The following is a 14,991-nucleotide window of genomic DNA, read 5'->3' on the forward strand; positions in this document are numbered from 1 at the left end:
GCGATCTCTCGGGGGGAGACCCCCGCACCCGAGGGGCTGCGCTTTGTGCATCTGGGGTTCGGTACGGACGCCGTGGAATACGAAACGGCATGGCAGGAGCAGCGCCGGGTACACGCCGCCCGGTTCGCCGACGAGGTGCCCGACACCTGCCTGCTGCTGGAACACCAGCCCGTCTACACCGCCGGACGGCGCACGTCCGACGACGAGCGCCCCCTGGACGGCACCCCGGTCGTCGACGTCGACCGCGGCGGGAAAATCACCTGGCACGGCCCCGGCCAGCTGGTGGGATACCCGATCCAGAAACTGCCGCGTCCGGTTGACGTCGTCGCCCACGTCCGCCGCCTGGAGGACGCCCTGATCCGGGTCTGCGCCGACTTCGGCGTGACGGGCTCCCGCGTCGAGGGACGCAGCGGTGTGTGGGTGCTGGGCGATCCGGTCGAGGAGCGGGCGGCCCCGGGCGGCCTGCAGCTGGACTTCGACCCGCGGGCCGCGGACGAGCTGTTCGACCCGCGGCTGAACGGCCCGGAGTACGCGCCGTCCAACGCCGGCCAGCGCCGCGAGGACCGCAAGCTGGCCGCCATCGGCATCCGCGTCGCCAAGGGCGTCACGATGCACGGCTTCGCGCTGAACGTGAACCCGGACAACACCTCGTTCGACAAGATCGTGCCGTGTGGCATCCGTGACGCCGGGGTCGCCTCGCTCTCCGGTGAGCTGGGCCGCGAGGTCACCATCGCCGAGGCCCTGCCCGTCGTCGAGAAACACCTGCGGGACGTCCTGGAAGGCGCCGAGCTCCTTCCCCGCGCGGTCTGAACCGCGGGCCGGGCGGGACGGCAGGAATGCTCCCCTCCCACCCGAGGTTGACCTGCACAGTCTGCACGCGTAAAAGCGTGCGAATTATCGGGCGTACCCTGGTGTACGCCGAAGAAACGAAGTCGTAGGGAGCCGGACGTGTCCGCAGTCGCACCCGACGGACGCAAGATGCTGCGCCTGGAGGTCCGGAACAGCCAGACCCCCATCGAGCGCAAGCCCGAGTGGATCAAGACCCGGGCGAAAATGGGTCCCGAGTACAACCACCTGCAGAGCCTGGTCAAGAGCGAAGGTCTGCACACGGTCTGCCAGGAGGCGGGCTGCCCCAACATCTACGAATGCTGGGAGGACCGCGAGGCGACCTTCCTCATCGGTGGCGACCAGTGCACCCGTCGCTGCGACTTCTGCCAGATCGACACGGGCAAGCCGCAGGAGCTGGACCGCGACGAGCCGCGCCGGGTCGCCGAGTCCGTCGAGACCATGGGCCTGAAGTACGCCACCATCACCGGCGTCGCCCGTGACGACCTGGAGGACGGCGGCGCGTGGCTCTACGCGGAGACCGTCCGCCAGATCCACGCCTCGATGCCCGAGACGGGCGTCGAGCTGCTGATCCCCGACTTCAACGCGGACCCCGAGCAGCTGGCCGAGGTCTTCTCCTCGCGCCCCGAGGTGCTCGCGCACAACGTCGAGACGGTGCCGCGGATCTTCAAGCGGATCCGCCCCGGCTTCCGCTACGAGCGGTCGCTGGACGTCATCACCCAGGCCCGCGAGGCCGGCCTCGTCACCAAGTCCAACCTGATCCTGGGCATGGGCGAGGAGCGCGAGGAGATCAGCCAGGCGCTGCAGGACCTGCACGACGCCGGCTGCGAGCTGATCACGATCACGCAGTACCTGCGCCCCTCCGTGCGGCACCACCCCATCGAGCGCTGGGTCAAGCCCGCCGAGTTCGTGGAGCTGAAGGAGGAGGCCGAGGAGATCGGCTACGCCGGCGTGATGTCCGGTCCGCTGGTCCGCTCCTCCTACCGCGCCGGCCGCCTTTACCAGCAGGCCATCGAGCGGCGCGAGGTCGAGGCGTCCAGTCAGGCGGTCTGAGCCGCCCGGCGCGCCATCTTGTGAATCGTGGCACATGCTGAAGGAACGCGGCCCGCTCTCCCCCAGGCCGGGGGCGTGCGGGCCGCGTCTGCTGCGTCATGAGTTTCATCGGTGTTTGACCGACAGGTCATCCGTTGGTAACACCCTTCAGTGACGATGGATGTACGCACCGCGCTCGAACCGATGGACATACGCACACCTTCCGCCCGTTCGACCTCCTCGAGGGAGACTCCACCATGCAGGCCGCGCCGCTCCGCGCCACCGCCCGCCCCATCCCTTCCGTCTCCGGTGCACTGCGTGCCGTCGAGGCCGTACTGATGAGCGGCGGGCAGCGCACCGCCCGCCGTAACGCCTGGACGTCGGTCCTGGAGGACCGCCGTCGGGCCAAGGACCGCCACGAGGCCCAGTACGTACTGGAGGCCGCGGCGACCGGGCGTCCGCAGGCCACGTAAACTTCGCTGTATGGCGAGGAAGGCAAACTCAGACGGCGCTGCCGGCGCTGAGAACACCGGGCGGCTCAAGCAGATCGCCCTGACCTACAAGATGACCCGTCGGGTCGACTCCAAGGTCGGTCTTGTCGTCGCTGGCGTAGGCATCGTCGTATTCGGCGTTCTCCTTGCCATCGGCTTCGCGATCGGCCACCCCCTCTACGCGGGCATCCTGGGCTTCGTGCTGGCCTTCCTCGCGATGGCGATCGTCTTCGGACGGCGCGCCGAGCGAGCTGCCTTCGGGCAGATGGAAGGCCAGCCCGGTGCGGCCGCGGCCGTGCTGGAGAACGTCGGCCGCGGCTGGACGATCACCCCGGCCGTGGCGATGAACCGCAACCAGGACGTCGTGCACCGCGCCGTCGGCAAGCCCGGCATCGTGCTCGTCGGCGAGGGCAACCCGAACCGTCTCCGCGGTCTGCTGGCCGCCGAGAAGAAGCGGATGGCGCGCACCGTCGCCGACACCCCGGTCCACGACATCGTGGTGGGCGACGGCGAGGGCGAGGTGCCGCTGAAGAAGCTCCGTACGACGCTCATGAAGCTGCCCCGCGTGCTTCCCGGCGCCCAGGTCACGAGCGTCAACGACCGGCTGCGCGCGCTCGGCGACCTGATGAGCAACATGCCGGTACCCAAGGGGCCCATGCCCAAGGGCATGCGGATGCCCAGGGGCGGCGGCAAGATGCGCTGAGCGGCCGCACCGCCGCTTCCGCCGACCGACGCGACCCCCGCCCGACCACAACGCCCCGGAGCTCTCGGCTCCGGGGCGTTCTGTATGCAATACGTCGGTGAGGCAGACGCGGGACGCCGGGTCAGCGCGGCCCGCAGAAGAACAGTACGACCAGCAGCAGCACCAGCAGCGCCCAGCCGAGCACCCCGATCTTCGGGCGCTGTGGATCGCGCCCCTGGGGCCATGAGCTGACATCGCGCGGAGCATCTCCCATGGCTGAGCAGCCTATGGGCTGACGGCTGCGGGGCCTACGACCCACGCTTTTGCCGGTACGCGCCGTCGGCTTCGGTACGCGGCGCCGGGGCCGTTCCGTATGCCGTGCCGGGGTGGACGAGCCGGCCTGCTCAGATCCGTACCTGTACGGACCGGGAGAGCCGGTCGTGCAGGCCGCGGCCGTCGCGGTCCCAGATGACGGCCGGAATGACCACCAGGAGCAGGAGGGTGCGCAGCACCACGCGGGGCAGCGAGAGACGGCCGCCGCCCTCGGCGGCGACCCGCAGGCCCAGCAGCCGCTTGCCGGGGGTGAAGCCGACCGTGCCGACCGTCAGCACGCTCAGCAGCGCGAAGACGAGCAGTGCCCAGTTGCTCGCTGACTGCGGCTTGCCGCCGCTGAGCAGGCCGTATGCCACGAGCATGCACAGCGCCCAGTCGACGAAGAGCGCGGCGATGCGGCGCCCGGGGCGGGCGATCGAGCCCGGCCCTTCCTCCGGCAGCCCGAGCTGCTGCTCGCGGTATCCGAATTCGACGCCCATGTCCTCGGCTGCCGCGCGGGGCCCGGAGATCCACGATCCGATTGCTTGCCTGTTGTCCACCCGTCCACGGTACTGCGACCGCATACGTTCGATTTATCAGGGGCGGTGGGGACGAGCCGTTCGAGCCTCTGACGGCGCACACTGGGAGGCGAGGGGGACCGCGCGCCGGTTAACCTCACCGAAACAAATGGGTCATGCTTGGGAAATCCCGCCTGCCTATGGTCGGCGGGCAAGCGCGCCACCGCACATGGACGCGCTCCGAGTAGCAACCCCGCGTCTGCCGACCGGTGACCGGGCTAGGAGGAGTTGGATGTTCCAGAACGCCGACGAGGCCAAAAAGTTCATCGCGGACGAGGACGTCAAGTTCGTCGACGTCCGCTTCTGCGACCTGCCCGGTGTGATGCAGCACTTCACGATCCCGGCAACGGCGTTCGACCCGGCCGAGGAGCTGGCGTTCGACGGCTCCTCGATCCGCGGATTCCAGGCGATCCACGAGTCCGACATGGCGCTGCGCGCGGACCTGTCGACCGCCCGGGTGGACCCGTTCCGTCGTGACAAGACGGTCAACATCAACTTCTTCATCCACGACCCGATCACGGGTGAGCAGTACAGCCGCGACCCGCGCAACATCGCCAAGAAGGCCGAGGCCTACCTCGCCTCCACCGGCATCGCGGACACCGCGTTCTTCGGCCCCGAGGCCGAGTTCTACGTCTTCGACAGCGTCCGCTTCGAGACCAGCGCGAACCAGTCCTTCTACCACATCGACTCCGAGGCCGGTGCCTGGAACACCGGTTCGGAGGTGAACAACCGTGGTTACAAGGTCCGGTACAAGGGCGGCTACTTCCCGGCCCCGCCGGTCGACCACTTCGCCGACCTGCGCGCCGAGATCTCCCTGGAGCTGGACGCGGCCGGCCTGCAGGTCGAGCGTCAGCACCACGAGGTCGGCACGGCCGGCCAGGCGGAGATCAACTACAAGTTCAACACGCTGCTCGCCGCGGCCGACGACCTGATGCTGTTCAAGTACATCGTCAAGAACGTCGCCTGGCGCAACGGCAAGACCGCGACCTTCATGCCCAAGCCGATCTTCGGTGACAACGGCTCCGGCATGCACGTCCACCAGTCGCTGTGGTCCGGCGGCAACCCGCTCTTCTACGACGAGCAGGGCTACGCCGGCCTGTCGGACACCGCCCGCTACTACATCGGCGGCATCCTCAAGCACGCCCCGTCGCTGCTGGCCTTCACCAACCCGACGGTGAACTCCTACCACCGCCTGGTCCCCGGCTTCGAGGCCCCGGTCAACATGGTCTACTCGCAGCGCAACCGCTCGGCGGCCATGCGTATCCCGATCACGGGCTCGAACCCGAAGGCCAAGCGCGTCGAGTTCCGCGCGCCGGACCCGTCCTCGAACCCGTACCTCGCCTTCTCGGCGCTGCTTCTCGCGGGCCTGGACGGCGTCAAGAACAAGATCGAGCCGCCGGAGCCGATCGACAAGGACCTCTACGAGCTGGCTCCCGAGGAGCACGCGGGCGTCGCCCAGGTCCCGACCTCCCTCCCGGCCGTCCTCGACGCCCTTGAGGCCGACCACGAGTACCTGCTGGCCGGCGGTGTCTTCACCCCCGACCTGATCGAGACGTGGATCGACTACAAGCGCACGAACGAGATCGCCCCGATCCAGCTGCGGCCGCACCCGCACGAGTTCGAGCTGTACTTCGACATCTAAGAACGCCGCGGGGCGGAGCGGGCTTCCGCTCTCCCGGGCAGTCTTCGGGCCGCCGGACGTGTCCTTCCTTCACCGGGAGGCGCGGCCGGCGGCCGGGTGTCAGTGGGGCCGTGCAGACTGGGGGTATGCCTGAATTGCCGGAGGTCGAGTCCCTCAGCCGGTTCCTGGCCGATCGGCTTGTCGGCCGGTCCGTCGCGCGGGTGTATCCGGTCGCGGTGCACGCGCTCAAGACGTACGACCCTCCGCTCACCGCCTTCGAGGGCCGGGCGCTGGACGAGGTGACCCGGCACGGCAAGTTCCTCGATCTTCGGGCCGGGGACCTGCATCTGGTCCTGCACCTCGCCAGGGCGGGCTGGGTGCGGTGGAAGGACAAGCTGCCGGAGACGCCGCCGCGGCCCGGGAAGGGGCCGCTGGCGCTGCGGGTCCGGCTCGCCGAGCCCGAAGGTGCGGGCTTCGACGTGACCGAGGCGGGCACCCAGAAGCACCTCGCGGTGTATGTCGTACGGAATCCGCAGGAGGTGCCCGGTGTGGCGCGGCTCGGGCCCGATCCGCTGTCCGGGGCCTTCGGTCTCGCGGACTTCGCCGCGCTGCTGGAGGGGGAACGCCGGCAGATCAAGGGCGTCCTTCGCGATCAGGGCGTGCTGGCCGGGATCGGGAACGCCTACTCGGACGAGATCCTGCACGCGGCGCGGATGTCGCCGTTCAAGGCGGCGGCCAATCTCTCCGAGGACGAGGTGGCCCGGCTGTACGAGGCGATCGGGTCGACGCTCACCGACGCGGTGGAGCGATCCCGCGGGCTGGCCCTCGGGGACCTCAAGGCGGAGAAGAAGAGCGGACTGCGGGTCCACGGGCGCAAGGGCGAGCCCTGTCCGGTCTGCGGGGACACGATCCGCGAGGTGTCCTTCAGCGATTCGGCGCTGCAGTACTGCCCCACCTGCCAGACCGGCGGCAAGATCCTCGCGGACCGGCGGCTGTCCCGGCTGCTGAAGTAGTGGGGTTCCCGCTCCCGCCGCCGGACCGGTACCGGTGCGCGGTTCCCGGTCCGGCGGCGGGGTGGGTTCAGCCCTCGGGCTGCTCGGAGGCGAGGAGTTCGCGGAGTTCGGCGACGGCCTCGCGGAGACGGTCGGCGAAGGTCCGCATCTGGTCGGCCACCGCCAGCGGGGTGCTGAGGTAGAGGTTGAAGCGGTCCGGCAGGAGCACGTAGGCGACGCCGATGCACCGGCTGCTGGTCGATCCGAAGCCGAAGTACTGGATGTGGGCGGACGGCGCGGAGCTGGTGCTCAGGTAGTCGTCCCGCATGGTCACCCAGCCCGGTGACCGGTAGAGCGAGGGCTGCTCGGTCACTCCCAGCTCGGCACCGCGCCGCCGCTGGATCAGCTCCAGCTCCCACAGGTGCTGCTCGGGCGCCTCACCGATCTGGCATTCCTTGGCGCGCGTCACATGCCGGGCGGCAGCGGCGCGGAACGCGGCGCGGCGGGTGTCCGCGTCCGCGGCGGGGTCCTCCATCGCCGCGACGAACCGCTGGATCTCCGGGGTGACGACGCGCATCGCCTCGGTCCGCCCGCGCCGGTACTGCCGGGTGGCGATCGACTCGTACGTGGCGCCCAGCCGTCCCTTGGCGCGCTGGTGGGCGAGCTGGTAGGCGAGCTGGACGAAGGCGTCCGGCGAGACCCGCAGGGCCTTGGCCGCGGTGCTGCCGAAGTCCTCGAAGGACACGGTGGTGGTCGCGGTGTTCTCGCCGTACGCCGCGAAGGCGTCGGCGGCGGAACGCACCTGCGCCCGCAGGGCCTCGTCCAGTCCGAAGACGACCGGCCGCAGGGCGGGCTGTCCCTGGGCGCGGGCCCCGGACCGCCGGGAGTGCTCCTCGGCCGGGGTGGCGAGCAGGGCGTCGACGAAGCTGAGGATGGTGGTCCCGTCCAGCTCGCAGTGTTCGACGTTGATGCCGGCACGGCCGTCGGCGAACACGATCAGGGACACGGCCTTGTCGAACCAGCGGTTGCCGCGGTCACCGTGGAGCAGCTGGTCGCAGGTGTCCTGGGTGTCCGCGGGGGCGAAGTCCTCCAGGCAGAGGCAGAACAGCGCGGTCTCGACGTCCTCCAGGGCGTCGGCGTTGCGGGGGTCGCAGGCGAGCAGGTCCTGGCGGGTGGCAGCCCACTCGGCGCGGGCCATGGTGGTCAGATGACCCACCGAGGTGTCCCGGGCGGCCGGTTCGGCGCCGGCCTTCAGGACGGCGTTCAGCCCCGCCTCCAGGTCCTCCAGGCTGTGCGGTACCCCGTCCGCGCCGAACACGTCGAGCCGGAACATGTTGCCGCGGTGGAAGACCACGATGTGCCGGGCCCGGGACGGCCCGGGAGACGCCTCGGTGTACGGGGCGCGGACGGTGTCCTGCTCCGCCCCGGGAATGCGGGTCGTCGAGAACAGGAACTTGTTCTGCTCCATCGACTGGGGCACGCCGCGCGGCGCCAGCGGCGGGATCAGCTCCTGGTCGAGCTGCCGCTTGTAGTGGACGGCTCCCGCGATGAGTCCGGCCGCCCGCTCGACCTGGGGCCGGCCGGTGTCCTGGAAGAGGAAGAAGAAGTTGGCGTTGAGGGCGATCCGGTCCCGGCGGCCCAGGTAGCGGTAGGGCCAGAACGTGTCGAGCCAGCTGTGCACGCCCTCCGTGGCGTCGTACTCCGCCAGTGCCGCGTGCAGTGCCCGGCCGGGGCCGTCGGGCCGGAGGAAGGCGGCCACCTCCGCCTCGGTCGCCGCCCGCTCGTCAGCGGTCAGCAGCGGCGCGCTCCAGGCGAGAAACCTCTCGCAGCTCTCCTCCAGCGTGGGCAGCGGTACGCGCGGCAGGCTGTCCTCCCCCGCGAAGGTCGCGGCGGCTGCGGTGTCCTGACTGGTCTTCACTTCTGCTCTCGATTCGGGTCGGGGGAACGGGTGGGTTCCGCGGGGGCGGCGGGGTCCTCGGCCGGAGCGCCGGCCGTGCCCGCCGGGCGGGAGAGGTAGAGCTGTGCGTGGAGCCAGCCATCGGCTTCCAGGCCGTGCGGGTCCACCCCGGCGGCCGACATCGTCTCCAGTACCTGCGCCTGCTCCTCCGGGGAGGCGAACCGCCGCTGCCTGAAGGTCCCTTCGACGCGGGTGGTGCGGTAGCCGAGCCGGGACAGCGTGTCCTCGACGGGGTCGAAGGGGAACATCCGCAGCACGAAGTGCGCCATCCAGGGCAGTTGGCCTTCCTGCGCGCGGACGACATGGGTGAGGGTCCGCTCGGTGACGTAGCCGAGGCAGCCCGTGGAGATCACGAGGTCCGCCCCGGCGAGCTGCGCGCGCTGGCGGGCGGTGGGTTCGTCGCGCTCCAGGTCGGCGTGGACGGCGTCGTCGAGGAAGCCGGCCTCCGTGGCGTACGCCAGCGCGGGGGCGGAGGTGTCCAGGCCGACGAAGCGGAGGGCGTGGGCGGGCCGGCGGGACCGGGACAGCTCCTGGTCCCGGGCCAGCAGTTCCTCGCGGGTGAGTGCGGCGGCCGGCGTGCCGTCGACATCTGCCCCGCAGTAGCGGCTGTAGAGCTCGTCCATCGTCGTGTCGTACTTCAGCAGGGCGGCGTTGATGCCGTACGAGCAGCCGATGTCCAGCACGGTCGGCGCCGCGACCCGCCGGTACTCACGGTACTCCTGGATCAGCTTGGCGAAGTAGGGCTTGGCCTGCTGCGGGATGCAGTAGCCGAGGGGTTGCAGCACACGGAAGTAGGAGCGCGGATCGGGCTGGGTGTAGATGTGGTCGAGCGAGACTTTTCCGGTCGCGTCGAAGCGCACGGGGCGTACTCCTTGGTGGATCGCAGAGAGGGGATTCGGCCTACGACTGCGTGCCCTGCCCATCCGCTAATCCAGCAGCTGGTCGCCCCTGACGGCTCGCCCCTCCGCGGCCTCGTGCGCGGGGAGTACCCGGCCGAAGAGCTGCCGGGTGCGCGCCACGCTCCCGATGACGCCGGGCCGCTCGCTGTAGGCGAAGATCGCGGAGTGCCGCGCGATGTCGCCCTGGACGGGGCTGACCCGGTGCAGGGAGTAGCGCCCCTTGAAGAGTTGGAGGTCGCCCGGCTTCAGGGGGAGGCGCCGCGTCAGGCGCTCGCCCCGGCCGTCGAGGACGTCCCGGACGTCGTCGAAGCTCTCGGTGTGCGGGGACCTGATGTGGGGGCAGTACTCGAAGACGCCGCCGTCCTGCGTCTGCTGGGTGAGCATGCTCACGGTGAATTCGTTGGTGTCGAAGTGCCACGGGTGCTCCATGCCCGGCGAGACGACGTTGAGAACAAGTCCGGAGAGCGGGTCCGCCAGTTCGTGCAGCTGCGGCAGCCCGAAGCAGCGCGCGATGAAGCGCTGGAAGACCGTGTGGGAGTAGAGCCGGCTGATGAGGGCGTCGGCGGGGATGCGGTCCCGCGCGACGAACGCGTTGCCCCGTTGGAAGGTCCGCCGTCCGGGGTGGTCGGCCGGCAGGTCCGCGTCGACCGGGATGTTGTAGACGTTGACCGTTTCGACGTCGAAGTGCGCCCGGGGCGCGATGTCCGCGCACTCCTGGCGCAGGACGTCCAGGAGCGAGGGGCGGATGAAGTCCGGCAGCACGGTGCAGCCGAGGGTTTCCAGCTCGCGCCGGGCGCGGGTGACGACGGCCCTGGCCTCGGCGCTTTCGAGTTCCGACAGGGGGTAGCGAGCCGTGTCGACCAGCTGGTCGAACTTCATGGCTTCCAGAGTGCTCATTCGATCCTCTCCACGTACGGGCAGACCGTCCCGAACCGGACGCCCCGACGCTCGCGGACCTTGCCGGCAGTCCACACGCGACGCCCGGCAAGGTCCGCGAGCCGTCGGGGCGCACCCTCGGCTCATCATCAACTCTACTGATGAGTAACACAGTTGGGTTCGCCATGGGGAGACCCGGGATTGTCTGTGACACGTCACACGATGCCGGGGGCGGCGTCCCCTCGGCACCGAATTCGCCACACGTCCGCCCGTACGGACTCCGGGTCCGGGTCGACCGGGGGCGACGCGGGGTCCGGCGCCACCTCCGCGCTCCCGGCGTCGCGTGCGTCACGTTCTTATGCAACTTGTTGCATAAGGCTCTCGGGTGGTCTAGAAAGTGGCTGACCACCGCTGTGCAAGGAGGCGCCGGATGAGCCAGTACCCGCACTTGATGAGCCCGCTCGACCTCGGCTTCACCACATTGCCGAACCGCGTGCTGATGGGATCGATGCACGTCGGCCTGGAGGAGGCGCCACACGGCTTCGAACGGATGGCCGCCTTCTACGCGGCGCGGGTGCGCGGCGGTGTCGGGCTCATGGTCACCGGCGGCATCGCGCCCAACGAGGCCGGGCGCCCCTGGGAGGGCGGCTCCTCGCTGACCACCGAGGACGAAGCGGCGCAGCACCGGCTCGTCACCGACGCGGTGCACCGCGAGGGCGGCAAGATCGCGATGCAGATCCTGCACTTCGGGCGGTACGCCCACCACGCGGGGCTGGTGGCGCCCAGCGCGCTCCAGGCGCCCATCAGCGGCCACACGCCGCACGCGATGACGGACGACGAGGTCGAGCAGACCATCGAGGACTTCGTGCGGGCGGCGGAGCTGGCCCGGCAGGCGGGCTACGACGGTGTCGAGATCATGGGCTCCGAGGGCTACCTGATCAACGAGTTCATCGTCACGGCCACCAACCGCCGCGAGGACCGGTGGGGCGGCAGTTACGAGAACCGCATCCGCTTCCCCGTCGAGATCGTCCGCCGGGTCCGGGAGCGGGTCGGCCCGGACTTCATCCTCATCTACCGGCTGTCGATGCTCGATCTCGTACCGGGCGGCTCCTCCCTCGACGAGGTGATCACGCTCGCCAAGGAGATCGAGGCGGCCGGCGCGACGATCATCAACACCGGTATCGGCTGGCACGAGGCCCGCATCCCCACCATCGCGACGTCGGTGCCGCGCGGAGCGTGGGCCTGGGTGACGCGGCAGGTGATGGGCGCGGTCTCGATCCCCCTGGTGACCAGCAACCGCATCAACACCCCCGAGGTGGCGGAGCAGTTGCTCGCCGACGGGCACGCCGACCTGATCTCGATGGCCCGTCCGCTGCTCGCCGACCCCGACTTCGTCAAGAAGGCCCGCGAGGGCAGGGCCGCGGCCATCAACACCTGCATCGGATGCAACCAGGCGTGCCTCGACCACACCTTCAGCGGAAAGATCACCTCGTGCCTGGTCAACCCGCGGGCGTGCCACGAGACGGAGCTGGTGCTCTCGCCGACCCGGCGCCGTAAGCGCGTCGGCGTGGTCGGCGCCGGGCCGGCGGGGCTGGCGTGCGCCGTGGCGGCGGCCGAGCGGGGCCACGAGGTGACGCTGTTCGACGCCGCGGAGCGGATCGGCGGACAGCTGAACGTCGCGCGGAAGATCCCGGGCAAGGAGGAGTTCGGCGAGACCCTGCGCTACTTCCGCCACCAGCTGGAGCACTGGGGGATCGACGTCCGACTGGGCACGGCCGTCACCGCGGAGATGCTGGCCGACGGCGGCTTCGACGAGACGGTGATCGCCACCGGTGTGACCCCGCGCACGCCCGAGATCCCGGGGACCGACCACCCCAGCGTGGTCACCTACCTCGATGTGCTGCGCGACGGGGCGCAGGTCGGCGAGCGGGTCGCGATCATCGGGGCCGGCGGGATCGGCTTCGACGTCGCGGAGTTCCTGACGGACGGCGGGGACGACGCGAGCCTGGACCCGGCGGTGTTCTTCCGGCAGTGGGGCGTGGACACCGACTACGGGACGCCGGGCGGCCTGCAGGCCCCGCAGCGGCAGGCGCCGCCGCGGACCGTCCATCTGTTGCAGCGCAAGGCGACCAAGGTCGGCGCGGGGCTCGGCAAGACCACCGGCTGGATCCACCGCACCGAGCTGCGCCACCGCGGGGTCACCATGGTCGCCGGCGCCGACTACCACCTCATCGACGACGCCGGCCTGCATGTGACGGTGGACGGCAGGCGCGAGATCCTCGACGTCGACACGGTCGTGCTGTGCACGGGGCAGGAGCCCCGCCGCGAGCTGTACGAGAAGCTGCTGGCCGCCGGGCACGAGGCGCACCTCATCGGCGGGGCGGACGTCGCCGCGGAACTCGACGCCAAGCGGGCCATCGCGCAGGGCACCGAACTGGCGGCCACCCTGTGAGCGGCGCTGCCTAGGATTCCCCCATGTCACTCCCGCACGCGATCCTCACCGCCCTGCTCGAAAAGCCGTCGTCGGGCCTGGAGCTGACCCGCAGGTTCGACCGGTCGATCGGGTACTTCTGGTCCGCCACGCATCAGCAGATCTATCGCGAGCTGGGGAAACTGGAGCAGGCCGGGCTGATCCGCGCGCTCCCCTCGGACCAGCCCGCCCGCGGGCAGAAGAAGGACTTCGAGGTGCTGCCCGCGGGCCGGACGGAGCTGACCCGGTGGGCGGCCGGGGAGCACGACCCCAAGCCCGTCCGGGACGCGCTGCTACTGCGGCTGCGTGCCTCGGCGGTGGTGGGACGCCATGGGCTCGACGACGAACTGCGGCGCCATCTCACCCTGCACCAAAGGCAGTTGGCGGAGTACAGCCGCATCGAGGAGCGGGACTTCGATGCCCCGACGTCGCCCGACGACCGGTTGCAGCGGCTGGTGCTGCGGGCGGGCATCGGGCTGGAGACGTACTGGGTGCAGTGGCTGACGGAAGCGCTCGCGGAGGTGGCGGACATCGAGGCGGCGCAGGACGGAGAGGCTCAGGGCGGGGAAGCTCAGGGCGGGGAGGCTGAGGGCAGCTCCCCTTGAGCGAGAGCGCGCATACGGCGGCGGCCGGCCCCGGGGAGTCCCGGAGCCGGCCGCGCTGTCATCCGTGCGTCGTCAGCAGTTGTCGTAGATCAGGGCCCGCACCAGACGGCAGGTGGTTTCGGACGGGGCGTGCACGCCGATGTCGGCGGCGGTGGCGCGGATCTTGCGGTTGTGGGCCTGCTCGGGGCGGTACACGCCGGTGTCGAGCAGGGCGATGGCCAGACGCATCGCCTTCAGGCGGCGGTTGTGGGATTCGTACCGCTCGCGCGGCCATCCGGCGGGCAGGGGTTTCTTGGGCAGCGGGTGGGCCGGGAGAGGCTTCGTCATGAGTGTGGCAGCGGCCATCGGCGGACCTCCTGGAGCGTGGATGAACCCTCACTGACTGGTTCCCATTCTACTGGCGACCACTGACAAAAGCCCCTGGCCAGCGGGGATTTGGGGCCTTCGGGGACCGGCCCGCGCGCTGCCCGTGGAGCCGGTGCCCGCGCCCCTTCCCCGTCCGTCGCCGGGCGGCCCTCGGACACCTTTCCCGACGGTGCCCGCCGCCCTGCGCGCACCGCGTGACGCGCCCCGGCCGGCCTCACCCCAGCTGCTCCTCCGCGGCCGCCAGGATCTCGCTGACGCGGAGCCCGAAGCGGACGTCGCAGGGGTCCGGGCGACCGGTGCGGGCGGCGGCGAGGAGCGCGTCGACGGCGCGGTGGAACGCCGGCTGCGGGCCGTCCGTGCGGCGGGGCAGGGCCGTGGTGCCCGCGCTACCGCGCAGGGTGATCCCCACGCCTGCCGCCGCCGCGGGGGCCGTCAGGCTGAGCGTCGCCGAACTCGCCGCACCGCCGCTGTGGCGCATCGCCAGCAACACCGTGTCGGCCGGCCCGCGGGTGGCGGTGACCGCCTCCGCGTCGCCGAGTACGGGGAGCAGCACGGACAGGGCGTGCGGCCCGACGTCCCACAGGGCGCCCTTCTCGCGGCGCCAGGGCGAGTCGGCGTACGGGCTCGCGCTGTCGGCGGCGAAGACCGAGCCGAGCCAGTCGGCGTGCGCGGTGAACCAGCCGTCGACGGCGGCCTGGGCAGCGATCCACTCGCCCTCCTCCTTCCCGAAGCGCGCGGTGAAGAAGACGACCGAGGCGGTGCCCGCGCGCTCCGCGGCATCGGCGACGGCGCGAGCCTCGGCCACATCGGTGGCCACCGGCTTGTCGAGCAGGAGGTGGCAGCCCGCCTCGGCGGCGTGGACCGCCAACGGCGCCTGGACGGACGGCGGCAGGGCGATGGAGACCGCGTCGCAGGCGGCGAACAGTTCGTCGGGCGTGGCATACGGGCGGCTGCCGTGGGTTTCGGCCAGTGCGGAGGCGGCCTCGGGCCTGCGCCCCCAGACGCCGACGAGTGTGACGCCGGGGTGGGCGGCGAGGACGGGGGCATGGACGCGCTGCGCCCAGGGGCCGGTGCCGAGAAGGCCGATGCGCGGGGTCGTCGTCATGGGGCCAGTCTCTCGCGGGGTGTGGCGCGGGTCCGGCAGTACGTGACGGCCGCTCCGCTCCCGGGCGTCCGGGAGCGCCGGGGCGGATCCGACGTCCCACCATCTGGGATTCACGGGGCTGCAGGGGCCGGGCGACCACTCCACAGGGGCCTATATTCC

At 70.9% G+C, this 14,991-nt stretch carries 15 protein-coding genes; 8 read left to right on the forward strand and 7 right to left on the reverse strand.

Annotation, left to right across the window (positions count from 1 at the left end):
• Positions 1–45: 45 nt before the first annotated feature.
• From lipB to ACH4FH_RS27910, 4 genes are all read left to right on the forward strand, one after another.
• Positions 46–810, forward strand: coding sequence for a lipoyl(octanoyl) transferase LipB (lipB, locus tag ACH4FH_RS27895; protein WP_398558800.1), 765 nt, complete (start codon positions 46–48; stop codon positions 808–810).
• Between the two features lie 138 nt (positions 811–948).
• On the forward strand, positions 949–1,899 hold the full coding sequence (gene lipA, locus ACH4FH_RS27900; RefSeq protein ID WP_398558675.1) for a lipoyl synthase: 951 nt from the start codon (positions 949–951) through the stop codon (positions 1,897–1,899).
• 236 nt (positions 1,900–2,135) lie between these two features.
• Entirely contained in the window at positions 2,136–2,351 is a 216-nt protein-coding gene (locus ACH4FH_RS27905; RefSeq protein ID WP_398558676.1) for a hypothetical protein, read from the forward strand.
• Between the two features lie 10 nt (positions 2,352–2,361).
• Entirely contained in the window at positions 2,362–3,072 is a 711-nt protein-coding gene (locus ACH4FH_RS27910; RefSeq protein ID WP_398558677.1) for a DUF4191 domain-containing protein, read from the forward strand.
• Between the two features lie 121 nt (positions 3,073–3,193).
• On the opposite strand, the gene ACH4FH_RS27915 is transcribed toward ACH4FH_RS27910, so the two are convergent.
• Positions 3,194–3,325 carry a hypothetical protein gene (locus ACH4FH_RS27915; protein ID WP_398558678.1) on the reverse strand — a complete coding sequence of 44 codons (132 nt, stop codon included), beginning with the start codon at positions 3,323–3,325 and terminating at the stop codon, positions 3,194–3,196.
• Between the two features lie 130 nt (positions 3,326–3,455).
• Positions 3,456–3,923, reverse strand: coding sequence for an RDD family protein (locus ACH4FH_RS27920; protein ID WP_398558679.1), 468 nt, complete (start codon positions 3,921–3,923; stop codon positions 3,456–3,458).
• A gap of 250 nt (positions 3,924–4,173) precedes the next feature.
• Between ACH4FH_RS27920 and glnA the strand changes: the two genes are divergently transcribed.
• Together glnA and ACH4FH_RS27930 are read left to right on the forward strand one after the other, a co-directional pair.
• Positions 4,174–5,583: a type I glutamate--ammonia ligase gene (glnA, locus tag ACH4FH_RS27925; protein WP_398558680.1), complete on the forward strand. Its 1,410-nt coding sequence runs from the start codon at positions 4,174–4,176 to the stop codon at positions 5,581–5,583.
• A 125-nt stretch (positions 5,584–5,708) separates the two neighbouring features.
• A complete protein-coding gene (locus ACH4FH_RS27930; protein WP_398558681.1) occupies positions 5,709–6,575 on the forward strand; it encodes an Fpg/Nei family DNA glycosylase in 867 nt (288 codons plus the stop codon).
• Between the two features lie 67 nt (positions 6,576–6,642).
• Here ACH4FH_RS27930 and ACH4FH_RS27935 read toward each other — a convergent pair whose 3' ends face one another.
• From ACH4FH_RS27935 to ACH4FH_RS27945, 3 genes are all read right to left on the reverse strand, one after another.
• Entirely contained in the window at positions 6,643–8,472 is a 1,830-nt protein-coding gene (locus tag ACH4FH_RS27935; RefSeq protein ID WP_398558682.1) for a choline/carnitine O-acyltransferase, read from the reverse strand.
• Entirely contained in the window at positions 8,469–9,371 is a 903-nt protein-coding gene (locus ACH4FH_RS27940) for a class I SAM-dependent methyltransferase (protein WP_398558683.1), read from the reverse strand. The genes ACH4FH_RS27935 and ACH4FH_RS27940 overlap by 4 nt, the downstream gene beginning before the upstream one ends.
• Positions 9,372–9,437: 66 nt before the next feature.
• A complete protein-coding gene (locus ACH4FH_RS27945; protein ID WP_398558684.1) occupies positions 9,438–10,307 on the reverse strand; it encodes an arpA protein in 870 nt (289 codons plus the stop codon).
• 409 nt (positions 10,308–10,716) lie between these two features.
• Here ACH4FH_RS27945 and ACH4FH_RS27950 point away from each other — a divergent pair, with 409 nt between their 5' ends.
• Both ACH4FH_RS27950 and ACH4FH_RS27955 read left to right on the forward strand, forming a co-directional pair.
• Positions 10,717–12,738: an FAD-dependent oxidoreductase gene (locus tag ACH4FH_RS27950; protein WP_398558685.1), complete on the forward strand. Its 2,022-nt coding sequence runs from the start codon at positions 10,717–10,719 to the stop codon at positions 12,736–12,738.
• Positions 12,739–12,761: 23 nt separating this feature from the next.
• Entirely contained in the window at positions 12,762–13,361 is a 600-nt protein-coding gene (locus tag ACH4FH_RS27955; RefSeq protein ID WP_398558686.1) for a PadR family transcriptional regulator, read from the forward strand.
• A gap of 72 nt (positions 13,362–13,433) precedes the next feature.
• Here ACH4FH_RS27955 and ACH4FH_RS27960 read toward each other — a convergent pair whose 3' ends face one another.
• Together ACH4FH_RS27960 and ACH4FH_RS27965 are read right to left on the reverse strand one after the other, a co-directional pair.
• The gene (locus ACH4FH_RS27960) at positions 13,434–13,706 is read right to left on the reverse strand and encodes a hypothetical protein (RefSeq protein ID WP_398558687.1); all 273 of its coding nucleotides are present in this window, start codon (positions 13,704–13,706) and stop codon (positions 13,434–13,436) included.
• A gap of 235 nt (positions 13,707–13,941) precedes the next feature.
• Positions 13,942–14,832, reverse strand: coding sequence for a Gfo/Idh/MocA family protein (locus tag ACH4FH_RS27965; protein ID WP_398558688.1), 891 nt, complete (start codon positions 14,830–14,832; stop codon positions 13,942–13,944).
• Positions 14,833–14,991 lie beyond the last annotated feature (159 nt).

Source organism: Streptomyces sp. NPDC017993 (assembly GCF_044328065.1).
Lineage (GTDB): Bacteria > Actinomycetota > Actinomycetes > Streptomycetales > Streptomycetaceae > Streptomyces.

Coding starts and splice junctions, on each gene's coding strand:
- ACH4FH_RS27955 (WP_398558686.1), top strand. CDS start 12,762: ATGTCACTCCCGCACGCGATCCTCACCGCCCTGCTCGAAAAGCCGTCG.
- glnA (WP_398558680.1), top strand. CDS start 4,174: ATGTTCCAGAACGCCGACGAGGCCAAAAAGTTCATCGCGGACGAGGAC.
- ACH4FH_RS27945 (WP_398558684.1), bottom strand. CDS start 10,307: ATGAGCACTCTGGAAGCCATGAAGTTCGACCAGCTGGTCGACACGGCT.
- ACH4FH_RS27910 (WP_398558677.1), top strand. CDS start 2,362: ATGGCGAGGAAGGCAAACTCAGACGGCGCTGCCGGCGCTGAGAACACC.
- ACH4FH_RS27950 (WP_398558685.1), top strand. CDS start 10,717: ATGAGCCAGTACCCGCACTTGATGAGCCCGCTCGACCTCGGCTTCACC.
- ACH4FH_RS27915 (WP_398558678.1), bottom strand. CDS start 3,325: ATGGGAGATGCTCCGCGCGATGTCAGCTCATGGCCCCAGGGGCGCGAT.
- ACH4FH_RS27965 (WP_398558688.1), bottom strand. CDS start 14,832: ATGACGACGACCCCGCGCATCGGCCTTCTCGGCACCGGCCCCTGGGCG.
- ACH4FH_RS27960 (WP_398558687.1), bottom strand. CDS start 13,706: ATGGCCGCTGCCACACTCATGACGAAGCCTCTCCCGGCCCACCCGCTG.
- ACH4FH_RS27930 (WP_398558681.1), top strand. CDS start 5,709: ATGCCTGAATTGCCGGAGGTCGAGTCCCTCAGCCGGTTCCTGGCCGAT.
- ACH4FH_RS27905 (WP_398558676.1), top strand. CDS start 2,136: ATGCAGGCCGCGCCGCTCCGCGCCACCGCCCGCCCCATCCCTTCCGTC.